Raw genomic sequence first — 25411 nt, 5'->3', positions numbered from 1 at the left:
GCCTAGCCGTTCTGCTTGAGCTTGGCCGCCACCGTGTCGCGGATCTGGCTCAGGCTGACCAGAACGTTGCCGGTCATCTCGGCCTCGGTGAAGGTGATGGCGAATTCGCGTTCGAGAAAGCGGCACAATTGCACGTAGCCGAAGGAATCCATCACCCCTTCCTTGAACAGGTTGGTGTCCTCGGGGAAGTCGTCATCGTCGAATTCCACCAGGAACTGTTCCTCGATGAAGGCGCGGATTTTATCCATGATGCGCTTCCTTTTGCTGGGGTTCCATCAGCGCGGCGGCCCCCATGTTGCCATAGACGTTGACCACGGTCAGCACCGGGTCGAGCACCGGGTCCAGCGCCACCAGAAGGACGATGGCCACTTCCACCGGCACGCCGAACGGCGCCAGCAGCATGCCCAGCAACGCCATCGAGGCGATGCCCGGCGCCCCCGACATGGCGCAGGCCACCAGGATGCCGCCGATGGTCACCACCAGCCCGGCTTGCAGGCCGATGGGCAGGCCGTAGAGTTGCAGCACGAACAGACTGCTGATGACCACATGGACGACGTTGCCCAAGGGATACAGGCTGACGCCCAGGGGCAGCACCATCTGGGTGGTCTGGCGGCTGAGGCCCAGGCCGGTTTCCGCCACCCTGAGCGCCGCCGGCAAGGTGGCGATGCTGGAGCCGGTGCCGAAGGCGGTGAACAGCGGCTGGCGCACCAGCGACAGGACGGCCAGCGGTCCAAGCCCGGTGCGCCGGGCGATCAACAGGGTCAGCACCGCGATCACCAGCAGGGCGACGCCATACAAGGTGGCGACCAGCTTGCCCAGCATCAGGAACATGTGGAGGCCGCCCTGGGCGGTGTGGGCGGCCATCAGCGCGAACAGGCCGAAGGGCAGGCCCAGCAAAATCCAGCCCATCACCTTGACCAAGGCGTTGTAAAAGGCATCCAGCACACCGACGGCGAACAGGCTTTGTTCGCCGCCCAGTTTGCCCAGACCCATGCCCAGCAGCAGCGAGAACAGCAACAGCGCCAGCATATGGCCCTCGGCGGCGGCGCGGATGACATTGGCCGGGATCACCATCTGCGCCAGCAGCCACAGGCTGGGCGCCGGCTGACCGGTAGCAGCGGCGTCTTGCTGCAAGATCTCATTGGCGAGAAAGACGCGCTGGTCCTGGCCCAGCCCGATCCCCGGCTGAAACAAAAGTCCGGCGGCCAGGGCGATGGCGGCGGTGGCGGCCAGTCCGGCCAGAAAGACCAGGGCCAGACGCGGCAGCGCCGCGCCGCTGTCGCCCAGGATCAGTCGGGCGATGCTGGCGGTGACGGCGCTGATGATGATGGGCAGCACGCACATCTGCATGAGTTGCAGATAAAGTTGGCCGACCGGTTCCAGCGCCATGCCGGCCTCGGGCAACCATACCCCCAGCACGCCGCCGGCCAGCAGGCCGGCGACCACCGCCCACGGGCTGGACAGGTGCGTGGTCAGCGGGTTCACTTGCGCGGTCCCCCCAGATGACGGTCGAGCAGACGGTCCAGGGAGCCGTCTTCCTGGCGGTCGGCGATATAAGTATCCAGCCAGGCCAGCCAGTTGGGATCGTCGCGGTGCACCGCCATGGCGATGGGGTCGCGGGCGCCGGTCAAAGGCACGATCTTGACGTAAAGCGCCCAATCGTCGCGGACACGATAGCGCGGCACCCCGGCCTGGACCCGGGTGAGCGAATAGGAAAAGCCCTCATCCACCATGACCGCATGTAATTGACCGGCCAGCAGGGCGGCGATGGCGTCTTCGTTGCTGGGAAAGGGTTTGACTTGGGCGCGGGGCAGGCGCTCGGTGGCGAAATCCACGTAGGAGCTGCCGTCCTCGACGCCAACCTGGACACTGGCATCGTTCAGCATTTCCACCCGCTCGCCGCCACGGAACAAGGGTGCGGTCTTGGTGCGGTTGACCATCAGGGTCTGGCGCAGGCGGGCATAGGGCTGGGTGAAACGGACCAGCGCGGCCCGGCGCAGGGTGCGGCTGAGATAGCTGATGGCGACGTCGGCCTTGCGGCTGGCCACCAGATGCGGCAGGTCGTCGAAATTGTCGGCCATGCGGGCATAGTTGAGTTTGACGCCCAGGCGCTGGGCGATGTCGGTGGCCAATTCGACATCGATGCCGCCCGGCTTGCCCGCCGCATCCACATAGAAGAACGGCGGCATGTCGGATTTATAGGCTGCCACCACCAAGGTACCGCGGGCGAGGATACGGGCGATGTCGGGGGCGGTGGCGGGGTCGGCGGCATAGCCAGCGGTGGGCGGCAGCACCAACAGGCCGAGGACGGCAATGGTGTGGCGGATCCCGGTCCAGGTCCAAAGCAAAATCGTTCCCCCACTCCGATATGCCATCAGATTAGCGCAAAGTGCCGGTCTCGGCCAGACGGCGCAATGTCTCCACCGTCTTGGTCAACCGCTGGTCATCGCCGCCGAACGGCGACAACACGCTGAGCAGTTTCGACGGCGAGCCCGGTTGCAGGCATTGGCGCAAAACGGTGGCCAAGGTGCCCGAGGGGCTGAGGTCCACATAGACGGCGCCTTGTTGCTCGAGGATCGCCACGCTGTGCGCCACCCGCATGGGCTGACGGACGATGCGCCAGATCAGATCAGGCATGGCCGTCCCGGTCAGCCCGGCGGTGCAGCACGACCACACCGGCCAGAACGGGGTTTCGCGCCGCACCAGGGCGGTGGCGGCCAGACATTCGGCCTGGGCGGCATCGATGAAGCGGGAATGAAAGGCGAAAGGCACCGGCAGGCGTTGGAACACCACCTCGCGCCGGCGCAGTTCCGCCTCGATTTCGTCCAAATCCTCGGCCAGGGCCGACAGGATGAAATGATTGGGCGAGGTGATGCCGGCCATTTCGCTGCGCGCCGCCAGCACGGGGTTGTCGGCGTGCAAGGTCGCCGGGGCCAGTACCGCCACCATGCCGCCGGGCGGGCAGGTGCGGCGGAACAAATTCGGCTGATCGGCAACCAGGGTCAGCGCCGCCTCGAAGCTGATCATGCCGGCGATGGCCTGGGCGACGATCTCGCCCAAGGACACCCCCAACAGCATATGCGGGCGCAGGCCGTGATCCTGCAACACCTTGGCCAAGGCGTATTGCACCAGGAAGATGGCGGGATGGCTGGCTTCCATCCGGTCGAAGGGCTGCGACACGCGCTTGCCGCCGCCTTGGATTTCAGCCAGGACGGAAAAGCCGTGACGGGCGGCGACGATGGCATCGCCCGCCAGCATCCAGTGGCGGAAGACGGCATTTTCGGCCAGCAACTGGCCGGCCATGCCGAAATATTGCGAGCCCTGGCCAGCAAAACAGAAAATCACGGGAAGCGGCGGCACGGGCCAATCCAAGTCAGCGAAAACGTCGGGAACGCTACCTTGCTCCATACGCTTCTGGCAATGCCCGCGCGAGCAATGGGTCGATGAAATATCCCTGTGGTATAAAACGGTACTTTTCTTCCATGGCCTCAAATAGTAGGGTACCTGCGGGCTGGTGCCCGATTCATTCACACCGACATCTCTTCCCTCGCGCTTCATGCCGGACGCGGGGCGCAACCGGAGGAATATCATGGCCGCGCAAACCGCTGCTTCCGAAGCTCCCGCCCCCGCCGCCGCTCCGGCGGACAGCCCGACCACCGCCGGCCCGACCCCGGATTCCGTCGGGCGCGATCTGGTGGCGGAAAACATGATCAAGGATTATGTCCTGGCCGCCGTGGCCGCCAGCATCGTCCCGGTCCCCCTGTTCGACATCGCCGCCGTGGTGGCCATCGAACTGCGCATGATCCAGAAGCTGTCGGAACTGTACGGCAAGCCGTTCTCGGAAAGCCTGGGCCGCAGCGTCATCGCTTCGCTGGCCGGCGGCGTCGTCGGCTATGGCGCCGGCATGGCCGTGGCGGTCAGCCTGACCAAGCTGATCCCCGGCGTCGGCTGGATGCTGGGCATGGTGTCGCTGCCGGTGATCGCCGGCGCCACCACCTACGCCATCGGTCGCGTCTTCGTGAAGCATTACGAAAATGGCGGCGACATCTTCAATCTCAGCGCCGATGCCATGCGCGCTTACTACAAGCAGCAATTCGAGAAGGGCAAGGCCCTGGCTGCCAAGGTCAAGGCGCGCAAGGAAGCCGCCGCCGTCGACGACGTGGCCGCCGCGCACTGATCGGCTGGTTCAGCAAAAGACCGCCGCTTCCGGTTCCGGGGGCGGCGGTTTTTTGCATTTTCCCGGCGAGCGTCAGCTTGCATTTCCCCCGCAAGCGTCAGCGCCGCCGCAAGGGCGGCGGCAGGCGGTCGTCGGAGGCCAGCAGCACGATGATGCCGACCACCGGGCTGAACAGGAACGAAATCAGGAAATTGCCGAAAAAGCCGAAGCGCTTGTTCTTGCCCAGCAGACCGATCAGCCAACTGAAGGCGATCCACAGGAACACCACGGCCGGATGCACGAAGTAGATCATTTCATCAAGGTCCTTTCATAGGCATTGGGGGCCGCCGTTTCGTCCTGGTGGACCGGGGGCGTCGGCAAGGGCTTTTTGTAGGCGGCGACCGTATGGAAGCGCTGGCCGTCGTGGCGCACCACATAGGCGGCGGCATCGGTGGTCAAACCGTTGGAATCGAACACCACCGGGCCGCTGGCACCGATGAACGGGCCGTCATAGCGGATGATGCGCAAGGTGTCGGCGATGGCGGCGGGGTCAAGCTTGCCGGTGCGCCCGACCGCATAGGCCAAGACCTTGACGGCGTCGAAGCCCATGGCCGCCATCAGGCCGGGCTGTTGCCCGGTGGCCTTGGTGAAGGCCTGGGACAGCCGCTCGCCCTCCTTGGTCTGCTGATCGCCATCATAGATGGATACCGCCACCACGTCGCGCATGGCCGCCTTGCCGACGGTTTCCTCCATCTGCCGGGTATACAGGTGTTCCGGCCCGATGATCGGCATCCTCAGGCCCAACTGGCGGGCGCGGATGATGAATTGCGCGGTTTGCGCCGCGTCGGACGAGGTGACGAAAACCGCGTCGATATCCGCCGGGCGGAACAGCGGATTGTCCATCAGATAAAGTAGCAGGTCATCGATGGAGCGGTTCATGCTGGTCAGCCGTCCGCGATACAGCACGGTGCCGCCGTCCTGGGTCAACTGGCTGCGGAACTGGTCGGTGGTCTCGATGCCATAGCCGGAATTATCGGACAGCACCACCACCCGGCGGATGCCGTTCTGGCCGGCATAGCGGGCCAGGAAGGCAGCGTTGTCGGCATTGTTGGGCTGCAACGCGAAGGTCAGGTCCAGCCGGTGATTGCTGAGTGAACTGGCGGTGGCGTGGGTGGCCAGGAACAGCTTGCCGAAGCGTTCATAGACGGCGCTGGCCGGTACGGCGGTGGCGGACGAACCATGGCCGATCACCGCCAGCACCTGTTTTTGCTTGCCGATCCGAGCGGCCAGCTTGAGCGCGTGCGACACCACCTTTTCCAGCAGCAGCTTGTCGGTATAACTCTCTTCCTGGTATTCGTGCGCCACCAGTTTGCGGCCCAGCAAGCCGCCAGCGGCATTGACCTGCTCGACGGCGATACGGGTGCCAGCCAGGAAATCGTCGGCATCCTCGTCGGGCGAGAACACCACGGCGAGGTGGATGTCGTCGTTATCGGGTTGGCGATGATAAAACCCCAGCGCCACTAGGCTGACGATCAGGGACAGAGCCAGTATTCCGGCCACGACTTGCCGCCGCCAGGAGCGGCGGGGCGGGCTATCGCTCTGGTCCGGGGTGTCGGTGGTCATGGCGGTCAGCGATCGCCGCCCAGGATCAGCGGCAGGCCGTCCTTGCCGGCACCGATCACCACGGTCTTGGCGTTGGGCGAGGTGGCCAGGTCGCGGGTGGCCTGCACCCCTTGCCAGCGCAGCAGGTCGGGGTTCAGGCTTTTGGCGATGATCTGCTGATAGGTCTGGATGCCTTGGGCCTCGATACGCTTGCGCTCGGCCTCCTTCTGCTCGATGGATAGGCGGTACTGGAAGGCCTTTTCCTCTTCGTGCAGGGCCAGTTTGCGCTCGATGGCGTCGCGCACGGTGTTGGGCAGGTCTACCGACTTGACCAGCACGTCGTCGACGATGATGTAGCGGTTTTCCATCTTGGACAGGCTGCCGACCACCACGGTTTCCAGGAAACCGCGATGGCTGGTATAGACCTCTTCCGGGCCGTACTGGCCGACGGCGCGGCGCAACGCCGCCTCGGTCTCGGGGAACACCACCTTTTCCAGATAATCGGGGCCGACCGCCACATGCAGCAAGGGCAGCATGCGGATGTCGGGCTGATAGCGGATGGCCACCTTGAGGTTGACCGCCAGACCGCCATTGGTCAGCAGCGAATAGGTCTGTTCACGCGTCTGGAAGCGCACATCATAGACGTGCATGGTGTTCCACGGCCAGATCAGGTGGACGCCTTCGCCGTAGATGTTGCCCTGGTCGGTACCGGTGAAGAAGCTGTAAAGCACCCCGGCTTCGCCCGACTTGATCGAGATGACCATGCGGTTCCACAGCAAGATGGCGGCCATCAACAGCAGCACGGACAGCAAGGCCGCCGAGGTGTAATGCAGCAAACGCCGATCGGGCGCGTACTGCATGGCATCGTCTTCATAATCGTCGATGTCAGCCATGAGGCTGGATTTCCCCCCGAAATCAGAGCGTTCCCATTGGGCGCGCATATTATGCTGGATCGGTTAGCCCGACACCAGTGCTGTTGTGGGCCGCCGCGCCAAGGCGGCGTCCAGGTATTGGGCGCAAACGTCCAGGTTGGGCGGTTGCAAAAGCGTGGCATGGTCGCCCGGCACCGTCTCGATTGTCAGCCCGGCGGGGGTCAGCCAGCCCCAGCCGCAATCCCCGGCCCCAATGCTGGCCTCGGCCCGCAATAAGGTGACGGGGATGTCGATGGGAGTGGGCTCATAGGCCATCAGCGCGTCGTTGTGGGCGCAATACAGGGCGTAAAGATGACGCAGGCGCGGGGCATCTTCGGGCTGGACCTGCCCGGCCAACCCAGGCTGGGCCAGGATGATGCCGGCGATGTCGTCGTCGGTCGCCACGGGCAAATCCAGACCGAACAGATCGCGCAGGAAGGCCTGGGGCAAGCTGGTGCCCAAATGTTGGTCCAGGCGGGACAGTTGCGCTGGACTATGGCTGTCGATCAGGCACAACAGCGCCACCTCTTCCCCCGCTTGCCGCAATTGCCGCGCCATCTCGAAGGCCAGCACGCCGCCCAGCGACCAGCCGGCCAGGGCATAGGGGCCGCGCTGTTGCACCCGGCGCAATGCAGTCACGTGCAACGCCGCCAGTTCGGGCAGGGTGCGGGTGATGATGGTGGCCGTGGGCTCGTCCGCTTCGGGGGCTTGCAGGCCATGGACCGGCACCGATGGATCAAGGCGGCGGGCCAGTTCCCCATAGGCCGACACCGTCCCCGCCGCGCCGTGGACCAAGAACAGCGGCGCGGCCTTGGCCTGGGCGACGGGGCGCAGCGGCACGACGATTTCCGGGGCCGTTGGTTTGGCGTCCGAGCGCAGGATTGCCGCCTGTTGGGCGATAGTCTGCGCCGTCAGGAAAGTGGCGGCGGCGGGACGGCAGCCGAAGCTGCGACCGATTCCGGCCAACAGCCGGACCCAGGCCAGCGAATGGCCGCCGCAGAGGGCGAAATCGTCGTGAATGCCGATGGAGGCGGCCTCGCGCCCCAGCACCTGCGCCCACAATTCCAGTACCTGCCGTTCCACCACGTCGCGCGGGGTGTCGCCGCTCAAGCCCTGGCCCTGGGGCTGGGGCAGGGCGGCACGGTCCAGCTTGCCGCCGGCGGTGATCGGTAGTGCGGCCAACGCCACATAGGCCATGGGCAGCATGGCGGCGGGCAGCCGCGCGGCCATGTGGGCCCGCAGTTTCTCCTCATCGTATTCCGTCGCCGGCACCACATAGGCCACCAACACCTGAGTGCCGCCGGCATCCTGGCGCGGCACCACTGCCGCCTCGCGCAGGCCGAATTCCGACAACGCCGCCTCGACCTCGGACAGTTCGACGCGGAAACCGCGGATTTTGACCTGATGGTCCAGGCGGCCATGAAAGGCGATCGAGCCCTTGCCGCCGGGGATGAACGAGGCCAGATCGCCGGTGCGGTACATGCGCTTGCCTGAACCGGCGCGGATGAAGCGTTCCGCCGTCAGGTCGGGGCGGTGGTGATAGCCCTGGGCCAGCCGGTTGCCGCCCACCAGCAACTCGCCGATCACCCCTTCGGGCACCGGGTTGCCGTCGCCGTCGACGATGGCGACGCGGGTACCGGGCAGCGGCGTGCCGATGGGGATGGCGGCACCGGGCGGGGTGGTGGCCTCCACCTCGTGCAGCAGACAGGTGATGGTGGCTTCGGTCGGGCCATAGGCGTTGAGCAGGCGGGTACTGGCCAGCGGACCGCTCTGCCATAGCCGCACGGTGTCGGCGGCCAGGGCCTCGCCGCCGACGATCAGCAGGCGCAAGGACAGTGGGGCGGGGCCGTCCCAGGCCAGCAACGCCTCACGCAGATAGGCCGGCGGCAGGTCGGCGACGCTGACCCGCTGTTCGGTCAGCACCCGGCGCAGATCGTCGGGCGACCAGGTCGGGCCGGTACGCACCAGCAGGCGGGCGCCACTGACCAGCGTCGGCAGGATCTGCTCCAGCGCCGTATCCACCACCTGGGGGGCGAAATGCAGCACAACGTCGTCAGTATTCAGGCCGAAAGCGGCGCCGATGGCCTGGACGTGATCGGCCAGGGCTCGCTGCGTCACCACCACTCCCTTGGGGGTGCCGGTGGTGCCCGAGGTATAGATCATATAGGCGGCATCGGCGGGTTTCGGCCCGCCCTTCAGGGGGCGACCGGGCCGGGCCGCGATGGCCGACGCCTGAGTACCCAGGTCGATCACCACCGCCTCCGAATTCGGCGGGACGAAGCCATCGACCACCACCGCGCGCGGGGCGCAATCGGCCATCATGGCTGCCAGTCGCCGGGGTGGCGCCTCGGTGTCCAGCGGCACCCAGATGGCGCCCAAAGTCAGGCAGGCCAGCAAGGCGATGATGCTGTCGCCACCGCGGTCCAGCAGCACCGCCACCTTGTCGCCGCGGCGCACGCCGTGCTGGCGCAGATGACGGGCCAGACGGTTGGCGCGGCGGCTCAGGCGGCGATAGGTCAGCGTCTCGGCGCCGGCGGTCACCGCCACGGCATCGGGCCGGGCCTTGGCCTGGGCATTGATCCAGTCGGCCACCAATCCCGGTCGGCGGGGCAGGGAAGCCGGGTTGGCACGGAATCCGCTCAGGTGCTTGCGTTCATCCGCCGCCAACATCTCCAACTCATGGACCGGGGCGTCGGGGTTTTGGCACAGGGCATCGGTCAGGCGGATGAAGCGGTCGAGCAGGCGGCTGATGGTGGCGGCGTCGAAGCGGGCGCCGTCATAGCCGGCCACCAGCCGCAGGCCGTCGCCGTCTTCGTGCACTTCCAGGCCGAACGGGCCGTCGCCGGGCTGGCGGATATGCGGCAGGAAGCTGGCCTGACCGATGGGCGGTTCCACCGTCCCGATCAACGGGAAGTTCTGATAGGCGAAGCTGATCTGATAGGGCGGCTGCCCCAGCGACGACCCGGCCAACTCGCGGGCGATGGTGGCGAAGGGGATATCGCCATGGTCCAGCGCCTCGGTCAGGCGGCGATGGACGTCGCGCACCAAGGCGGTGCAGGTGAGGTCGCCGCCGACGGCCGCGCGCACGGCCAGCATGTTGACGAAATAACCGACGGAACGTTCAAACCGCCGCTCCGGGCGGCGCAGGCTGGGGATGCCGATGACCATGTCGCGTTGGCCGGTGTGGCGATAGACCAGCATGGTCAGCACCGCCAGCAGCAGGGCCGGAACGCTGACCCCCAGGTGGGCGGCGGTGCGCTTGGCGGCTTGGGCCAGACTGGGCGCCATCGCCTGTTCCAGCGTGCGACCGTCGATGGCCGCCCCCGGCTGGGCCGGGCGGTCGGCGGGCAGAGTGAACACCGGCAAGTCACCGGCCAAGTGCCGCTCCCACCAGCGCCGCTGGTGTTCACCGCGCTCGGACGCCAGCAGCGCCTGTTCCCACTGGCCGAAAGCGATGAAATCGGCGGCTTCGGGGGTGGGCGGGGTGGTGCCGCTAACGAAGCGGCCATAGGCATCCCACAGGGCATGCAGAACCACCGCCGCCGAGGCGCCGTCGAACACCAGATGATGGGCGACCAGCAGCAGGATTTCATGGTCGCCGCCCAAGGCGCCGCCATGCAGCAACTCGATGCGGCATGGGGCCTCGACCGCCAGGGTGAACGGACGCGCCGCCCGACGGCGGGCGAAATCCACCGGGTCCATGCCCTTGGGCACCTTGACCCGCTGCAACGGCTGGGGCACCGGGCCGGCGGCCAACATGGGGTGGTCGCCGTCATCGATGACGCGGGCGCTGAGTATGGGATAGGCGTCGAACAGCCAGCGGCAGGCGCGGGTCAGGGCATCGTGGTCCAGGCCGCTGACGCGAAAGGCCGCCGGCACGTTGTAGATGCCGGAATCCGGGTACAAGGCATGCAGCACCCACAAGCCCTTTTGCCCCTCGGTCAGGGGCATGCGCCAGGGGCCGGCGGGGGTGGTGGCGACGGGCGGTGGTGGGCTTGCCTGTTGTGCCGCCAGATGGGCGGCCAGTCGGGCCGGGCTGGGATGGGCGGCCAAGGTGCTGCGCTCCAGGCGCAGACCGGTGGCTTCCTCGACGGCATAGCCCAGCCGCAACAGGTTCATGGAATCCAGGCCCAGGCTGTCGAACGGGGCTTCGGCCTCCAGGCTGGCCGGGGCGATCCCCAGTTCGGTGGCCAGCACGGCGATGATCAGGGCGCACAAATCGCCGCTATCGTTGTGGGGTGCCGCTTCGTTCAGCCAATGGCGGTCGCGGGCGAAGGGATAGGGCGGCAGCACCAGCATCGGCCCTGCCGTTTCGTCCTCGCTGGGGTCCAGCCCTGGCGGCGGGGCGCCGGGGCGGGCGTTTTCCAGCTTGGCCGCCAGTTCGTCGGCATCGCTGGCGACCACCACCACGCCGTGGTCGAATTCCTCGCGGCCCAGACGCAGGGTATGGGACAGCCGGGCCAGCGACAGGCCCGGATCGGCGCGGATGAAGTCAGCCAGAGCGCGCAGTTTTTCCGTCAATTGTTCCGGCGTGCGGGCGAAAACCGGGAAACGGCGCGGGCGGCGCATATCCGCCGCCATGGGGGCGGGCGGCGCTTCCTCGATCACCATATGGACGTTGGAGCCGCCGGCCCCGAACGAGCTGATGACGGCGCGGCGCGGCCCGCCCGCCACCGGAGCCGGCCAATCCGCCGCCTGCCATTGCGGGCGGAACGGCGTGGCGGCGAAATCCAAGGCCCGGTTGGCGGCATCGGGGCGCAAGGTCGGCGCCAGCCGGCGGTGCTGCAATTGCAGCAGCACCTTGGTCAATTGCGCCATGCCCGACGCCGCTTCGGCGTGGCCCATGTTGGATTTGACCGCGCCGATGGCGATGCTGCCATCGGCCACGCCCAGGGCGCGGAAGGCGCGGGTGAGGGCGCGCAATTCGATGGCATCGCCCAAGGCGGCGCCGTTGGCGGCGGCTTCCACATAGCCGATGCTGCGGGCATCGATGCCGCTTTGGCGGATATTGTCCTCGATCAGCCGGGCCTGGGCCTCGGCGCTGGGGACGCCGAAACCGGCGGAATGGCCGCCATGGTTGGCGCTGCTGGCCTTGATGATGGCGATGACGGCATCGCCGGCGGTGATGGCCTGGGACAGCGGTTTCAACAGCACGGCGCCCACACCTTCCGCCGGCAGATAGCCGTCGCCATCGGCGAAACTGCGGCTGGCGGCACTGCTGCCGACCAGACCGGCGCGGCTGAGGCCCACATATTTGTCGGCGATCAGCGACAGGTTGACGCCGCCGGCGATGGCCAGCCGGCATTCCCCCGCCCGCAGGCTTTGGCAGGCCTGATGCACCGCCTGCAAAGCCGACGAGCACATGCTGTCCACCGCCACCGACGGCCCTTGCAGGTCGAAGAAGAACGACACCCGGTTGGCGATGCCCGCATAGGAATTGAGCCGCAACAGCGCCTTGCTGTCGGCGTCGTCGGCCAGGGCGCTGTAATGCTGGTACATGGCGCCGACGAACACGCCGACGCGGGAATCGTACTGGCGGCGCAGGCGGGTGCGGGTGTGGCCGGCGCGTTCCAGCAGGTGCCAGGCGGTTTGCAGGAACAAGCGTTCCTGTGGGTCGGCCAGGGCCGCGGCGCGGGGCGAATAGCCGAAGAATTCGGCGTCGAAGCGATCGACATCGGCCAGAAAGCCGCCCCATTTGCAATAACTGGCCCCCGGCTTGCCCTTGGTCGGCGCATAGGCCGGCTCGAAGCGGTCGGGTGGCACCTCGGTGACCAGATCGCGGCCCTGTTCCAGCGCCGCCCATAAGGCCTCGGGGCTGTCGGCACCGGGATAGCGCCCGGCGACGGCGATGATGGCGATGTCGCCACCTTTCTCGTCGTCACCCCCGCGCAGGCGGGGGTCCAGGAGTTGCGGAAAAGGCGGTGGTGCACCCTCTGGATTCCCGCCTTCGCGGGAATGACGGGGTGATGAGGACGGAGCATTTCCCCCCAGCGCCACGCTCAACTGGGCGATGGTCGGGTGCTCGAACAAAATGGTGGGCGGCAGCGGCCCGAGGTGACGTTCGAGCGCGGCGACGATTTCCAGCGCCGACACCGAATCCATGCCGAAATGGTCCAAGGGGGCGTCGGCGGTCAGCTTGTCGGCGGGGATTTTCAACACTTCGGCGAAGCTGGCGGTGACCAGGGCGGCCATGGACCGTGACGGCGCCGGCTTGGGTGCTTCCATCCGGGTCGGACGCAGCAGGGCGCGCAGGCGGTCGTGGTCGCCGTCCAGCACCAGAATCTGGTCCTCGGCGGTGCTCAGGGCGGCGCCAAGGACGGCCAGGGCCGGCCCGGTCTCCAGCGGGCGGGCGCCGGCCACCCGTTCCATGCCGGCGATGACGTCCGCGCCCAATTGCATGCCGCCGTCGCGCCAATAGGGCCAGTCCAGCGCCAGGGTGCGGCCATGGCGCTGGCCCACTGCCACCAAGCGGTTGCGGTGGGCGGCGAAGGCATCCAAGAAGCCGTTGCCAGCGGCGTAATCGCTTTGCCCGGCATTGCCCAAGGCGCCCGAGGCCGAAGCGAACAGCAGCATGAAATCCAGGTCACAGCCGCTACTGGCGGCATCCAGAGCGATGGTGCCGGCCACCTTGGGGGCGAGGACGGCACGCAAATCGGCCTCGGTCTTGCGCACCAGCAGCATGTCGCGGGTCAGGCCGGCGGCGTGGATGATGCCGTTCAGGCGACCATGATCGGCGATGATCGCGCCGACCAAAGCGGTCATGGCGGTGGCATCGGTGACGTCAGCCTGACGGTAATGGACGCGGGTCGGCAGATCGCTGGGCGGGGCCGAGCGTCCGACCAGCCACACCTGGGCCTGGGGCGCGGTGTTCAGGATATGGGTGCAGACATGGCGGCCCACACCGCCGGCACCGCCGGTGATCAGATAGATGCCGTCGGCCCGCCATGGCGGCGGGGCGGCGGGGATGGTCAGTTCCTGCCAATGCCGCACCAGCCGGCGGGTGCCCGCGTGGCGGATAAGGGTATCGTCGCTGGCCTGATCGGCGAGCAGGCGAGCAGCGGCGTCGGCCTCTTCCAGGTCCAGCGCCACCAACTGGCAGCGCAGGCCAGGGCGTTCATGCATGGCGCTCAACAGCAGGCCGGCCAGCCCCTCCAACGGGGAGGCGGGGAGGACCACCAACTGGACCAGGGCGCGCTCGGGCCGTTGCCGCAACAGATTCTGCAACAGGGCCAGCAGGCGGGCGGCATGGTCGGCGTAAGCGGCGGCGGGCAGCACCTCCACCGCCATGACAGCGGACAACGCCGCCACTGCCCGGGGCGGCGGCTCGCACAGCACCACCAGCCGATTTTCCGGCAGCGGACCAGCCGTGGCGGCGCGCTCGTGCCAGCGCGGCGCGAACAAAAGCGGCAAGGCGGGGGGCGCGGCGACAGGCGGGGCGCTGCCCGGCACCCAATAGCGGTCGCGGGCGAAGGGATAGGACGGTAACGCCATGCGCGACGGCGTGACCGGGTGCAAGGCCCGCCAATCGACACGGAAGCCGGCGACCCAGGCCGCCGCCACGGCATCGGCGTCGCCTGGGGGGGCATTGCCCTTGCCGCGTCCGGCCCGTCCGCGCTGGCCCTGGCCTTGTTCCAACGCCGTGATCAGTTCGGCCCGGCTGCTGGCGACGATGGCGCGGCGTTCCTCGAAGGCTTCGCGTCCGCTTTGCAAGGTCCAGGCGATGGCGGCCAAATCTGCATCGGCCAGGGTTTCCAGCGCCGCACGCAGGCGGCGTTCGGCCTCGGCCAGCCGCTCGGGGTCGCGCGCTGACAGCGGGAAGACGTGGCGGCGCGGCGGTTGGGCCGGGACGGGGGGCGCCTGGTATTCCTGCAAGATCAGATGGGCGTTGGCGCCGCCGGCACCGAACGACGACAGCCCGGCCAGACGCGGCATTTCCTGGCCGTCGATGACCGGGCGCGGCCACGGCGCTGCCTGCTGCTGGACGACAAAGGGGGTGCGGGCGAAATCGATCCGGGGATTGAGCACGGTTGAATGCAGCGACGGCACCAGCTTTTGCTGGCGGAACTGCAACAGCACCTTGGCCAGCCCGGCCATGCCGGCGGCGCTTTCACAATGGCCGATATTGGATTTGACCGAGCCGATGGCGCAAAAGCCGGTGTCGCTGGTATGGGCGCCATAGGCCTTGGTCAGGGCGGCGATCTCGATGGGGTCGCCCAGGCTGGTGCCGGTGCCGTGCGCTTCCACATAGCTGATGTGGCGCGGGCTGATGCCGGCCCGATCCAAGGCGGTGCCGATCACCGCCGCCTGGGCGGCGGGATTGGGCACGGTATAGCCATTGGTGTGGCCGCCATGGTTCAGGGCCGAGGCGCGGATAACGCCCCAGATGCGGTCGCCATCGGCCTCGGCCTGGGCCAGCGGCTTCAGCAGCACGGCGCCGACACCCTCGCCCGGCACATAGCCGTCGCCGCCCTGGCCGAAGCTCTCGCAGCGCCCCGACGACGCCATGAAGCGGCCCTGGGCCAGCCCCAGATATTTGTTGGGATGCAGCGTCAGATTGACGCCGCCGGCCAAGGCCACCTTGCACGAGCCGGCGCGCAGGGCGTCGCAGGCCAGATGGATGGCCGACAGCGACGACGAGCACATGCTGTCCACCGCCAGACTGGGGCCGTGGAAACCGCAGAACGACGACACCCGGTTGGCGATGGAGGCGGCGGAGGACGACAGCGCCAGCGGCTGCCCGGCCAGGGTGCGCTCGACGCCGTAAAGCTGATATTCCTCGTACATGACACCGACGAACACGCCCACATCGGCGCCGTCCAGGGGCGGGGCGGCGGCGGGCAGGCTGGCGCGGGTATAGCCGGCATCTTCCAGCGTTTCCCAGGCGCATTGCAGGAACAGGCGTTCCTGCGGGTCCAGAAACTCGGCCTCGCGCGGGGCGATGTTGAAGAACAGGGGGTCGAAGCGGTCGAAGCCGTCGATGAAGCCGCCCCATTTGCTGTTGGTCTTGCCGGGGGTGCCGGGCTTGGGGTCATAAAAGCGGGCATGGTCCCAGCGTTCAGGCGGCACTTCGCTGATGCCGTCGCGGCCCTGTTCCAGATTGCGCCAGAACTGATCCAGGGTGTCGGCACCTGGATAACGCCCGGCCATGCCGATGATGGCGATGGCATCATCGGCGGCGACAGCGACGGGGATCGCGGCCGCTTTTGGCTCCGGCGGGACGGCGGCGCCGTGATGGGCAACGAAATACTCGGCCAGCGCCGCCAGAGAGCGATACTCGAAGAACAAGGTCTTGGGCAGCGGGCCGAAATCGCGCTCCAGCGCCTCGGTCAATTGGACGATCATCACCGAATCGATGCCATAGACCTCAAGCGGTGCTTCGGCCTCGATTTCTTCCGGCGCTATCGCCGCCTCGCGCGCCACCAATGCGGTCAGGTGGCGCAAGGTGGCGGCTTTCCGGTCGGGGGCGGGCTGGGTCTTCAGCACCCGCAGGGTGAAGCCGCGCAGACGCAGGCGGATGATGCCGTCATCGTCGGCCACGTCCAGATCCAGCCGGTGGATGCCGTTGACAGAGCTGACCCGGCGCACATGCGCCCACATGCCGGCGGTGGTCGGCGCCAGCACTTCGGCCACATCGAGGCCGAAGGGCAGCGCCGTGCCGCCCTCGCCCTCAGCGGGGAACAAGCCCAAGGCGGCCTGGAACGCCGCATCGACCATGGACGGATGCAGACCGAAATCGTGGCCGGCAGCCCTTGCCGGCAGGATCAGCCGGGCCAGCACCTCGTCGGTGCCGATCTGGATGTGGTCGACCGCCTGGAAGGTCGGGCCGTATTCCAAGCCAAGCCGAGCATAGCGGTCATACAAGTCGCGGGCGCTCAGTTTGTCAGGGCAGCGGCTTTGGATATGCTCCACCTCCAGCCGCACCGGCGCGGTTGCGGCCAAGGGCGCGATCAGCCCTTGCATGTGGATAACGTCACCGGTCAGCAGGCGGAAGGCGAAACCGCCGTCTTCGGCCCGGCTGAGGGGGAGGCGGGCGGTGACGGTGCCGGCGTCCAACCGCAACGGCTGCTGCCACACCACCCGCCGCAGGGCGACGGGGGCGAAAGGCTGGCCGGCGGCAAAGGCAGAGCGCGCCAGTTCCAGCCCCATGGCCCCGGGCAGGATGCGGCTGCCCTTGACCCGATGGTCACGCAGGAAGAAATCCTCGGCATCGAGGGTGCGGCGGTAATCCGTCGATGCCAGGGTCGCGGACCCGCCGAAGCTGGCATTGATGTGATAGAGGTCGCGGGCAAAGGGATAGCTGGGCAGGCGCAGGCGCCGCCGTTTTTCCGGATAAAGCCCGGCCCAGTCCATGCTGCCGCCGGCCACCCATTGGGCGGCGATGGTGTGGAGGGGGGCGCGGGCATCGATGGCGGGACCGGTCTTGGCCCCGGCCTCCAGTTTGCCCAACATGATCCCGCTGGTGTCGCCGGCCAGGAAGGCGGTCAGAGTCTGGCGCAATTGCGGCAACGAATCGACCACCAGCGCCAGCCGGTGCTTCATGGCGTCGCGGCCCACTTGCAGGGTATGGGCGAGATCGGCCAGATCGGCTTCGCCCACCCGGCCCTCGGCGATGGCCGCCAGCAAGTTGCCGGCCTGCTCCTTCAGCCGTTCGCCGTCGCGTGCCGACAGCACCACCAGCACCGGCCCGGCATGCGGGGCGGCGGAGGTGGCCGGGGCGTGGTATTCCTCGAGGATCACATGGGCGTTGACGCCGCCGAAGCCGAAGCTGCTGATGCCGGCGCGCAAGGGCAGGGCGCGGCCCTGGGCATCGTGCACCGGCTTCCATTCCTCTGGCGTGCGCACGATGTGGAAGGGCGAGGCCGACAAGTCGATATAGGGGTTGATCTCGGCGCAATGCAGGCTGGGGGCCAACTGCCGATGGCGCATCTGTTGCAGCACCTTGATGATGCTGGCCATGCCGGCGGCCAGTTCCAGATGGCCGATATTGGTCTTGACCGAGCCGATGCCGATATGGGCGCCCTGCACCCCGGCGAAGGCCGATTTCAGCGCGTTGATCTCCACCGGATCGCCCAGGGCGGTGCCGGTGCCGTGCGCCTCGATATAGCCGATGCTGGCGGGGTCGATGCCGGCACGGGTGTGGGCGTCGCGCAGCAGATCGGCCTGGGCGGCGGTATTGGGCGCGGTCAGTGAATTGGCGCGACCGCCATGGTTGACGGCGCTGGCGCGTACCACCGCCAGGATGGGATCGCCGTCTTTCTCCGCCTCGGACAGGTATTTCAGCACGACGGCGCCCACCCCCTCGCCTCGGACATAGCCGTTGGCCTGGGCGGAAAAGGTCTTGCAGCGACCATCGGGCGACAGCATGCCGGCCTTGGCGAAATTGATATGGGCCTCGGGGGTGACGATGGTGTTGACGCCGCCGACCACCGCCATGTCGCAATCGCCGGCGCGCATGGCCTGCACCGCCCGGTGCAATGCCACCAGCGAACTGGAGCAGGCGGTTTCCACCGGTTCGCTGGGGCCGTGCCAGTCGAGGAAATAGCTGATGCGGTTGGGACCGACCGAGGGCACGGCACCGGTGGCCACATAGCCTTCCGCCCCGGTGTCGTCGCCGATGATCTCGCGGTAGCCGCTGGACGAGGTGCCGACGAACAGCCCGACCCGGCGTCCGGCCAGGGATTTGGGCGCGTCGCCGCCATCCTCGATGGCTTTCCACACATGCATCATCAACAGCCGCTGCTGCGGGTCCATCAGCTTGGCTTCGCGCGGGCTGATGCCGAAGAACAGCGGGTCGAACTCGAAGACGCCGTCGATGAAGCCACCCCAATGGATATTGGTCTTGCCCTGCTCGATCTTGGGGTCGCCGTCATAGGCCTGCCAGTCCCAGCGATCAGCGGGGATGCGGCTGATGCAGTCGCGGCCCGCCAGCAGATTCTGCCAGAATTGGTCGCCGTCCAGCGCCTGGGGGAAGCGGCAGGAAAAACCGATGATGGCGATGGCATCGGTGGCGGCGGGTACGGGGGCCGTCACCGTGTGGACCGGGACACTGACCGCCGCCGGTTGCGCCTTGGGCCGGCTGGGCAAAACCACGCTGCCGGCAATGTGGCGGGCCAGCCGGTTCAAGGTGGCGAATTCGAAGAAATCGGCGGGGGTCAGCGATAGCGCGAGTTCAGCATTCACCTTGGCGGCGAAGCCGGTCATGGTGATGGAATCGAAGCCGAATTCGCCTAATTCGGCGTCGGCGTCCAACACCGACGGATCGACTTCCAGCACCCGCGCGGCGATAGCCGAGAGCGCGGCCAAGGCGCCAACGGCGGGGTCTTCGACAGCGGTTTCGGGTTCCGGCTCGGGCATGGGTGCGGCAACCGGTATCGGCATCGGGATCGGCATTTCGCCACGCTGGACCCAATGGCGGGTGGTGGCCAAAGGATAGCCGGGCAGCGCCACCCGTTGGCGGCCTTGGCCGCCATGGAGCTGCCGCCAATGGACGGCGAAGCCCTTGACCCACACTTCCAGCAGGCCATCGGCGCGACCGCGCGCCGCCAGACCAGCGATGGCGCGGGCCACCTCGGGGTCGCTTTCCAGCACCGAGACGGCGCCCCGGCTGGCCTTGACCCGGCCCTGATGCAAGGCGGGGTCATCGCTGCCGCTGAGGAAGGATTCCAGCCGCAACGCTGCCTCGGCGGGCGAGGCGGCGGCGAAGGCCAGGCGGTGTTCCATGGCCTCGCGCGTGGTCTGCAAGGTGAAGGCGATATCGGCCAGATCGAAGCGGTCCAGGCAATCGCGCAGATCGCGGGCGCAGTGCATCAGGGCGTCGGCGGAATGGGCCGACAGCACCAGCAAGGCCGGGCCGGTGGCAGGGACTGCCGGGACTTGCGGTGCCGCCACCATTTCCTCGACCACCACATGGGCGTTGGCACCGCCGAAGCCGAAACTGCTGATGCCGGCGCGCAAGGGCAGCGGGTTGCCGTCATGGTCGAGCGCGCGGGGCCACGACTGGTTTTCCCGCACCACGTGGAAGGGGCCGTCCTCCAGCTTCAGATAGGGATTGAGGCGCTGGCAATGCAGGCTCGGCACCAAGGTGCGGTGGCGCATCTGCAACAGCACCTTGATCAGGCCGGCGATGCCGGCGGCCAGTTCCAGATGGCCGATATTGGATTTGACCGAGCCCAGGCCGCATTTCATGACCGGGGCGGGACCGAACCGGCCTTCGGCCTCTTGGGTCAGATCGGCGAAGGCGGCGCGCAAGGCCTCGACCTCGATGGGGTCGCCCAGTTTGGTGCCGGTGCCGTGGGCCTCGATATAGCCGAGGCTACGCGGATCGAAGCCGGTTCGGGCATAGACCTTGCGCAGCAGATCGGCCTGGGCCTTGGGATTGGGCGCGGTCAACGAGCCGGCGCGGCCACCATGGTTTTCGCCGCTGGCGCGGATCAGCGCGATGATGTTGTCACCATCGCGTTGGGCGGCGCTCAGGCGTTTCAGCAGCACCAGGCCAACGCCTTCGCCGCGCACATAGCCGTCGGCGGCAGCGGAGAAGGTCTTGCAATGGCCATCCTCGGCCAGCATGCCGGCCTTGGCGAAACCGATGAACGAATCGGGCAGCAGCAAGGTGTTGATGCCGCCGGCGATGGCCGCCTCGCACGCCCCGGCGCGAATGGCTTCGACGGCGCGATGGACGGCGACCAGGGCGCTGGAACAGGCGGTTTCCACCGCCACCGACGGGCCGTGCAGGTTGAAATGATAGCTGATGCGGTTGGGGCCCAATGACGGCGCCAGCCCGGTCATGGCATAGCCTTCGATGCCGGTGCCGGCCTGGGCCAGCAGCCGGCCATAGCCGGTATCGGCGATGCCGATGAACACGCCGGTATCCGATCCCGACAGCCGGCGCGGGGCATAGCCGGCATCCTCGAACAAACGCCACGCCTGGGTCAGCAACAGGCGTTGCTGCGGGTCGATCACCCGTGCTTCCGGCGCCGACAGGCCGAAGAAGCCGGCGTCGAAGGCATCGATGCCGGTGATGAAGCCACCGCGCCCGATGGTGCCGGCGGCGCGCCAGTCCCAGCGCTCGGGCGGGACTTCGCCGATGCAGTCGCGGCCCTCGACCAGATTGGCCCAAAAGGCATCCACATCGGGGGATTGGGGGAAGATGCCGGTCATGCCGATGATGGCCACCGGGTCGTCGGTCAGGGGTTGCGGCTTGATAATCGGGGCGGGGGTGATCACCGGCAGCGGTGCGGCCATGACCTGTTCCTTCACCCCCAATTGTGCCGCCAGGGTGCTGCCATGGGTCTTGGCCAGATGGCTGGCGAGGGCGGCTAGGGTCGGGTGCTCGAAGAAAACGACGGGGGTCAGTTCCAGCGCGAAGCGATCGTTGAGCGCATTGGTGAATTGGGTGAAACCGATGGAATCGAAGCCGTATTCGGTCAAATCCTCGTCGTCGGCCAGATCGCTGGCGGATACCTTCAACTGGGCCGCGGCGGCGGCGATCAGTGCCGGCAGCAATTTATCTTCCAGTCCGACCAGCACTTGGGCGGGTTTGGCGGTCGGTGCTTCCCCCGCCAGCCGGCGGCGCAGTTTGTCGCCATCCCCCGACACCACCAGCAGGCGCGGGGACGCGCCGGCCAGGGCGGTGGCCAGGGCGGTCAAGCCGTCGGCGCTGGCCAGTGGCACCAGACCGGTGGTCCGGGTCATCAGGGTGCGGCTGGCCTCGTCCATGTTCATGCTGCCGTCGGCCCACAGCGGCCAAGCGATGGCGATGGTGCGCCCTTGCACCAGACCGGCGCGGCGGCGCACTTCGCGGGCGGCGGCGAAGCCGTCCATGAAGCCGTTGGCAGCGGCATAATCGGTCTGGCCGGCACTGCCCAGGACCGCTGAGATGGAGGAAAACAGCACGAAGAACTCAAGCGCCCCGTCACCGATGGCGCGATCAAGATTGATGGTGCCGGCCACCTTGGGCGCCAGCACCTGGGCCAAGCGCTCGGGCGTCTTGGCCGCCAGCGGGGCGTCGTCCAGGATGCCGGCGGCGTGGATCACCCCGTCCAGACGGCCATGTCGGCGGCGGATGCCGTCCACCAAGGCTATGACCGCGTCGCCATCGGTGAGGTCGGTGGCGACGAATTCCACCCCCGGCCCCTGTGCCGCCAGCCAGTCGCCGGCCTCGGTATTTTGACCGCGTCCGGCCAGGATGATGAATGCTGTCGGGGCGGCGGCGCGGATGGCCCGGGTCAGGATGCGGCCCAAGCCGCCCAGGCCGCCGGTGATCAGGATGATCTGGCCGTCGCGCCAGGGCAGCGGCGCGGCTTGGGCGGTGGTGGGTTCCCAAACCTCTTGCCACCAGATGCCGTCTTCCAGCCGCAGCTTGGTTCCCACGGGCGGCGGCAGGAATTGTGCGTCGCTGCCCGGCGGCACCATCAGCACCTGACCACCTAGGCTGCCCGGTTCCTGCGCAAGGCTGCGCAGCATTCCGGCCAGACCGGCCAGCGGCTCGGCCTCGGGGCCATCGGTCACGACCAGTTGGAGGAAGGCGGGTTCGGCCTGGGCCTGACGCAGCAGGGCGGTGGCCAGGGCGGTGAAGCGCTGGTCCAGCGGCAAGGCCGGATCGGTAATTTCGTCGGCATGCAGCACCACCGAGCGGGGCGCGGCGGTGCCGGTGGGGGCCTGTCGCCAGCGCGGGGCGAACAGATGCACGGGGCTGGCTTGGGCGGCGGCGGGCAGGCGGGTGGCGAAGCCGCGCAGGCGCACCCGCACGGCTCCGGTTTCATCGGCGAGATCAAGGTCGAGCGTGCGCACGCGCGGTGCCGTCTCGGCTTGTGCCGCCGGGCGGATCAGCACCCACATGACCGGGGCGCACGGCCCCAGGATATCGACCTGATCGATGGCGAAGGGCAGGGCGGCACCGTTGGTGCTTTCATCCTCGGCCAAAGCCATGCCCAGGGCGGCCTGGAAGGCGCCATCCAACAGGCTGGGATGCAGGCCGAAGGCGTCAACGGCACCGCCGGCGGCGGGCAAGGTCAACTTTGCCAGCACCCGAGGACCGGGGCCGGTGGACAAATGGCTGATAGCGCGATGGCCGGGGCCGTAATTGAGACCCAGACGGTCGAAGGCGGCATAGATTTCGCCGGCGCTGAATTTCCGTCCGGGCAGGTCGGTCAAATCCACCGGCGGCGCCGGTTCTGTCGCACCCTCGCCCAGGCGAATCTGCGCATGCAGGACGCGCCCGCCCGTGGGCAGGCTGGCGATTTCCACCCGCATGCCGGCGCGGTCCAAGGTGATCTCCACCTCGGTCGGGACGGCGACCATCAATGGCTGCACCCAGACCACGTTGCGCAGTACCGTGGATGGCAAGCCGGCCTGGGTGGTGGCCAGACGGGCCAGTTCCAGATAGGCGACACCGGGCAGGACCGGAATGCCGTTCAGGCGATGATCGGCCAGGAAGAACTCGGTCCCCTTCAGCGTCAGCCGCCAGCAATCGGTGCCGCTGGAGCGCAGATCGAAACCGCTCTGCGGCTGGGGCAGCCAATAGCGTTTGCGCTCGAACGGGGTGGGCGGCAGGCTCAGGCGGCGGCGGTTTCCGTCGTTGCGCCAGTCCATATGGTCGCCGGCGACCCAGCGGGCGGCGATGCGGGCCGGATCGCTGTCGTCGATTACGCCAGCGCCGCGCTTACGCGGGGCGGTGCCGTGGGCGATGCTGGATGTGTCATCAGCCAGAAAGCGATCCATCTGCCGGGCCAGATCGTCGGCATCGGCGACGACGAAGGCTGCCCGGCAGCGCAGGGCGTCGCGGCCCACCTGCAAGGTATGGGCAAGATCGTCCAGGTCGACACTGGCGACCAGCGGGCGCAAGGCCGCGACGGCGCCGCGCAAACTACCTTCGGTCGCCGCCGAAACCGGCACCACCAGTGGGCGCGGGCCGGGCGGAGCGGCTTGTGCCGGGGCCTTTCGATATTCCTCGATCACCACATGCACATTGGTGCCGCCGGCACCGAACGACGACAGACCGGCGCGGCGCGGCGCCTCGATGCCGTCGATGACCGGGCGCGTCCATGTCTGCGCCTGCTGCAACAGCCGGAACGGCGTGCCGGCCAGGTCGATCTGCGGGTTAACCTCGGCGCAATGCAGGGATTGGTACTGGATGCCGCTTTGCAGGGCCAGGACCAGTTTGATCAGCCCGGCGACGCCGGCTGTGGTCTCGGTGTGGCCGATATTGGATTTGATCGAGCCCAGGCCGCAATGGGGCGTGGTCGGCGGCTTCAGTCCACGTTCGCGGTAAAGCTCGGCGAAGGCGGTCTTCAGCCCTTCCACCTCGATGGGATCGCCCAGGGCGGTGCCGGTGCCGTGGCATTCCACCATGGTTATGCTGCGTGGGTCGATGCCGGCTTGTCGGTGCGCTTCGACGATCAGGCGGGCCTGAGCCTTGGGATTGGGTGCGGTCAGCGAGGTGGCGCCGCCGCCATGATGTTCGACGCTGGAGCGGATGACCGCCAGGATAGGGTCGCCGTCGCGCTCGGCCAGATCCAGCCGCTTCAGCAGCACGGCGCCGACACCATCGGCGCGGGCGTAGCCATCGGCATGGCGGGAAAACGTCTGACAACGCCCGGACGTCGACAGCATGCCCACCTGGGCGAACAGGATGTGCTGGTCGGGCGACAGCATCAGGTTGGAGCCGCCGGCGATGGCCATGGCGCAGCCTTCGTGACGGATGCTCATGACAGCGCGGTGCAGTGCCACCGCCGAACTGGAGCAGGCCGTGTCCACCACCTGACTGGGGCCGTGGATGTCGAGCAGGAAGGACAATCGGTTGGGGCAGAAGGCATGGCCCAGCCCGGTCATCTTCTGCGCGTCGGTCACCCCGGCGCTGTTGGCCAGATTGGTGTAATCCAGCAGATTGATGCCGAGGAACAGGCCCACTTGCTGGCCGCTCAGACTGCTTGGGGCAAGACCGGCGCGTTCGATCAGCGACCATACGCATTCCATGAACAGGCGGTGCTGCGGGTCGATCAGCTCGGCTTCACGCCGGGCGATGTTGAAGAAGCCAGCGTCGAACAGGTCGACACCATCGACGAAGCCGCCATATTTGACGTCGCAAAACCGCCCCTTGCGCGGGTCGCCCCAGATGGAACGCCAATCCCAGCGCTCGGGCGGCACTTCGCTGATGCAATCGTCGCCGTTGCGCAAATGCGCTTCCAGCGTTTGCAGGTCGGGGCTTTGGGGAAAGCGCCCGTCCATGGCGATGATGGCGATGGGGGCGGCGGCATGGTTGGTGGTGGCAGGGGTGACGCGGCGTAAAGCGCGGTGGCGGTCGAGCCAGCCGGACACATCGTCCTTTGCCGGGCTCGGGGCGGGTGCCTCCGGCTTTGGTGCGCTTTTGGCGTAATGGGCATCGATGGCCTTGCCGTAACGCTGGCGCAGGATATGGGCCAAATCGTTGAGGTGGCGGGCCTCGAAAAATGTGGTGGGCGCCACCGAAATGGCGAAAGCGCGCGAGATGTTGACCATGATCTCGGTGATGGCGATGGAATCGACGCCGAAATTGGCCAAATTCTCGGTCGGGTCCAATTGTTCGGGGGCCATGCGCAAGGCAGCGGCGGCGATGGCCAGCACGTCCGCTTCCAACCGGTCGCCAGCCGCCCCCGTCGCCGCCTGGGGAACCGGGGCGGCGGCAATGCCGCTGGCGGCCATCAGTTCCTGCTCCAGCAGGTCGTGCATGGCTTGGGCGAGATCGGGGGCGGTCTTGTCGGTCATC

9 protein-coding genes are annotated in these 25411 nt (G+C 67.7%); 1 reads left to right on the top strand and 8 read right to left on the bottom strand.

Annotated features, from left to right (window positions below; genetic code table 11):
- Positions 1-2 precede the first annotated feature (2 nt).
- Genes MGMSRV2_RS08210 through MGMSRV2_RS08195 form a run of 4 tightly spaced genes read right to left on the bottom strand, consistent with a single transcriptional unit; the run spans position 3 to position 3360 of the window.
- Complete coding sequence (locus MGMSRV2_RS08210; protein ID WP_024079873.1) at positions 3-248, bottom strand: phosphopantetheine-binding protein; 246 nt, start codon at positions 246-248, stop codon at positions 3-5.
- Positions 241-1485 (bottom strand): dicarboxylate/amino acid:cation symporter, encoded by a 1245-nt coding sequence (locus tag MGMSRV2_RS08205; protein ID WP_024079872.1) that lies wholly within the window; start codon positions 1483-1485, stop codon positions 241-243. Before MGMSRV2_RS08205 ends, MGMSRV2_RS08210 begins: the two co-directional genes overlap by 8 nt.
- Positions 1482-2348: an ABC transporter substrate-binding protein gene (locus MGMSRV2_RS08200; RefSeq protein ID WP_041633525.1), complete on the bottom strand. Its 867-nt coding sequence runs from the start codon at positions 2346-2348 to the stop codon at positions 1482-1484. The genes MGMSRV2_RS08205 and MGMSRV2_RS08200 overlap by 4 nt, the downstream gene beginning before the upstream one ends.
- 31 nt (positions 2349-2379) lie before the next feature.
- Positions 2380-3360 (bottom strand): acyltransferase domain-containing protein, encoded by a 981-nt coding sequence (locus MGMSRV2_RS08195; RefSeq protein ID WP_158497748.1) that lies wholly within the window; start codon positions 3358-3360, stop codon positions 2380-2382.
- 229 nt (positions 3361-3589) lie between these two features.
- Between MGMSRV2_RS08195 and MGMSRV2_RS08190 the strand changes: the two genes are divergently transcribed.
- The gene (locus MGMSRV2_RS08190; protein ID WP_024079869.1) at positions 3590-4177 is read left to right on the top strand and encodes a YcjF family protein; all 588 of its coding nucleotides are present in this window, start codon (positions 3590-3592) and stop codon (positions 4175-4177) included.
- 97 nt (positions 4178-4274) lie between these two features.
- Here the strand turns inward: MGMSRV2_RS08190 and MGMSRV2_RS08185 are convergent, their stop codons facing one another.
- The 4 genes from MGMSRV2_RS08185 to MGMSRV2_RS21005 form a co-directional block, all read right to left on the bottom strand.
- Positions 4275-4469: a hypothetical protein gene (locus MGMSRV2_RS08185; RefSeq protein WP_024079868.1), complete on the bottom strand. Its 195-nt coding sequence runs from the start codon at positions 4467-4469 to the stop codon at positions 4275-4277.
- Positions 4466-5779: an ABC transporter substrate-binding protein gene (locus MGMSRV2_RS08180; RefSeq protein ID WP_024079867.1), complete on the bottom strand. Its 1314-nt coding sequence runs from the start codon at positions 5777-5779 to the stop codon at positions 4466-4468. Before MGMSRV2_RS08180 ends, MGMSRV2_RS08185 begins: the two co-directional genes overlap by 4 nt.
- 5 nt (positions 5780-5784) lie before the next feature.
- Entirely contained in the window at positions 5785-6651 is an 867-nt protein-coding gene (locus MGMSRV2_RS08175) for a prohibitin family protein (RefSeq protein WP_052588896.1), read from the bottom strand.
- A gap of 63 nt (positions 6652-6714) precedes the next feature.
- Entirely contained in the window at positions 6715-25410 is an 18696-nt protein-coding gene (locus tag MGMSRV2_RS21005; RefSeq protein WP_024079865.1) for a non-ribosomal peptide synthetase, read from the bottom strand.
- Between the last annotated feature and the right edge of the window lies 1 nt (position 25411).

Origin of the sequence: Magnetospirillum gryphiswaldense MSR-1 v2 (assembly GCF_000513295.1) — a bacterium.
Lineage (GTDB): Bacteria > Pseudomonadota > Alphaproteobacteria > Rhodospirillales > Magnetospirillaceae > Magnetospirillum > Magnetospirillum gryphiswaldense.
The sequence above is the reverse complement of the archived record's forward strand: the minus strand, read 5'-3'. Positions and strand labels throughout refer to the sequence as shown.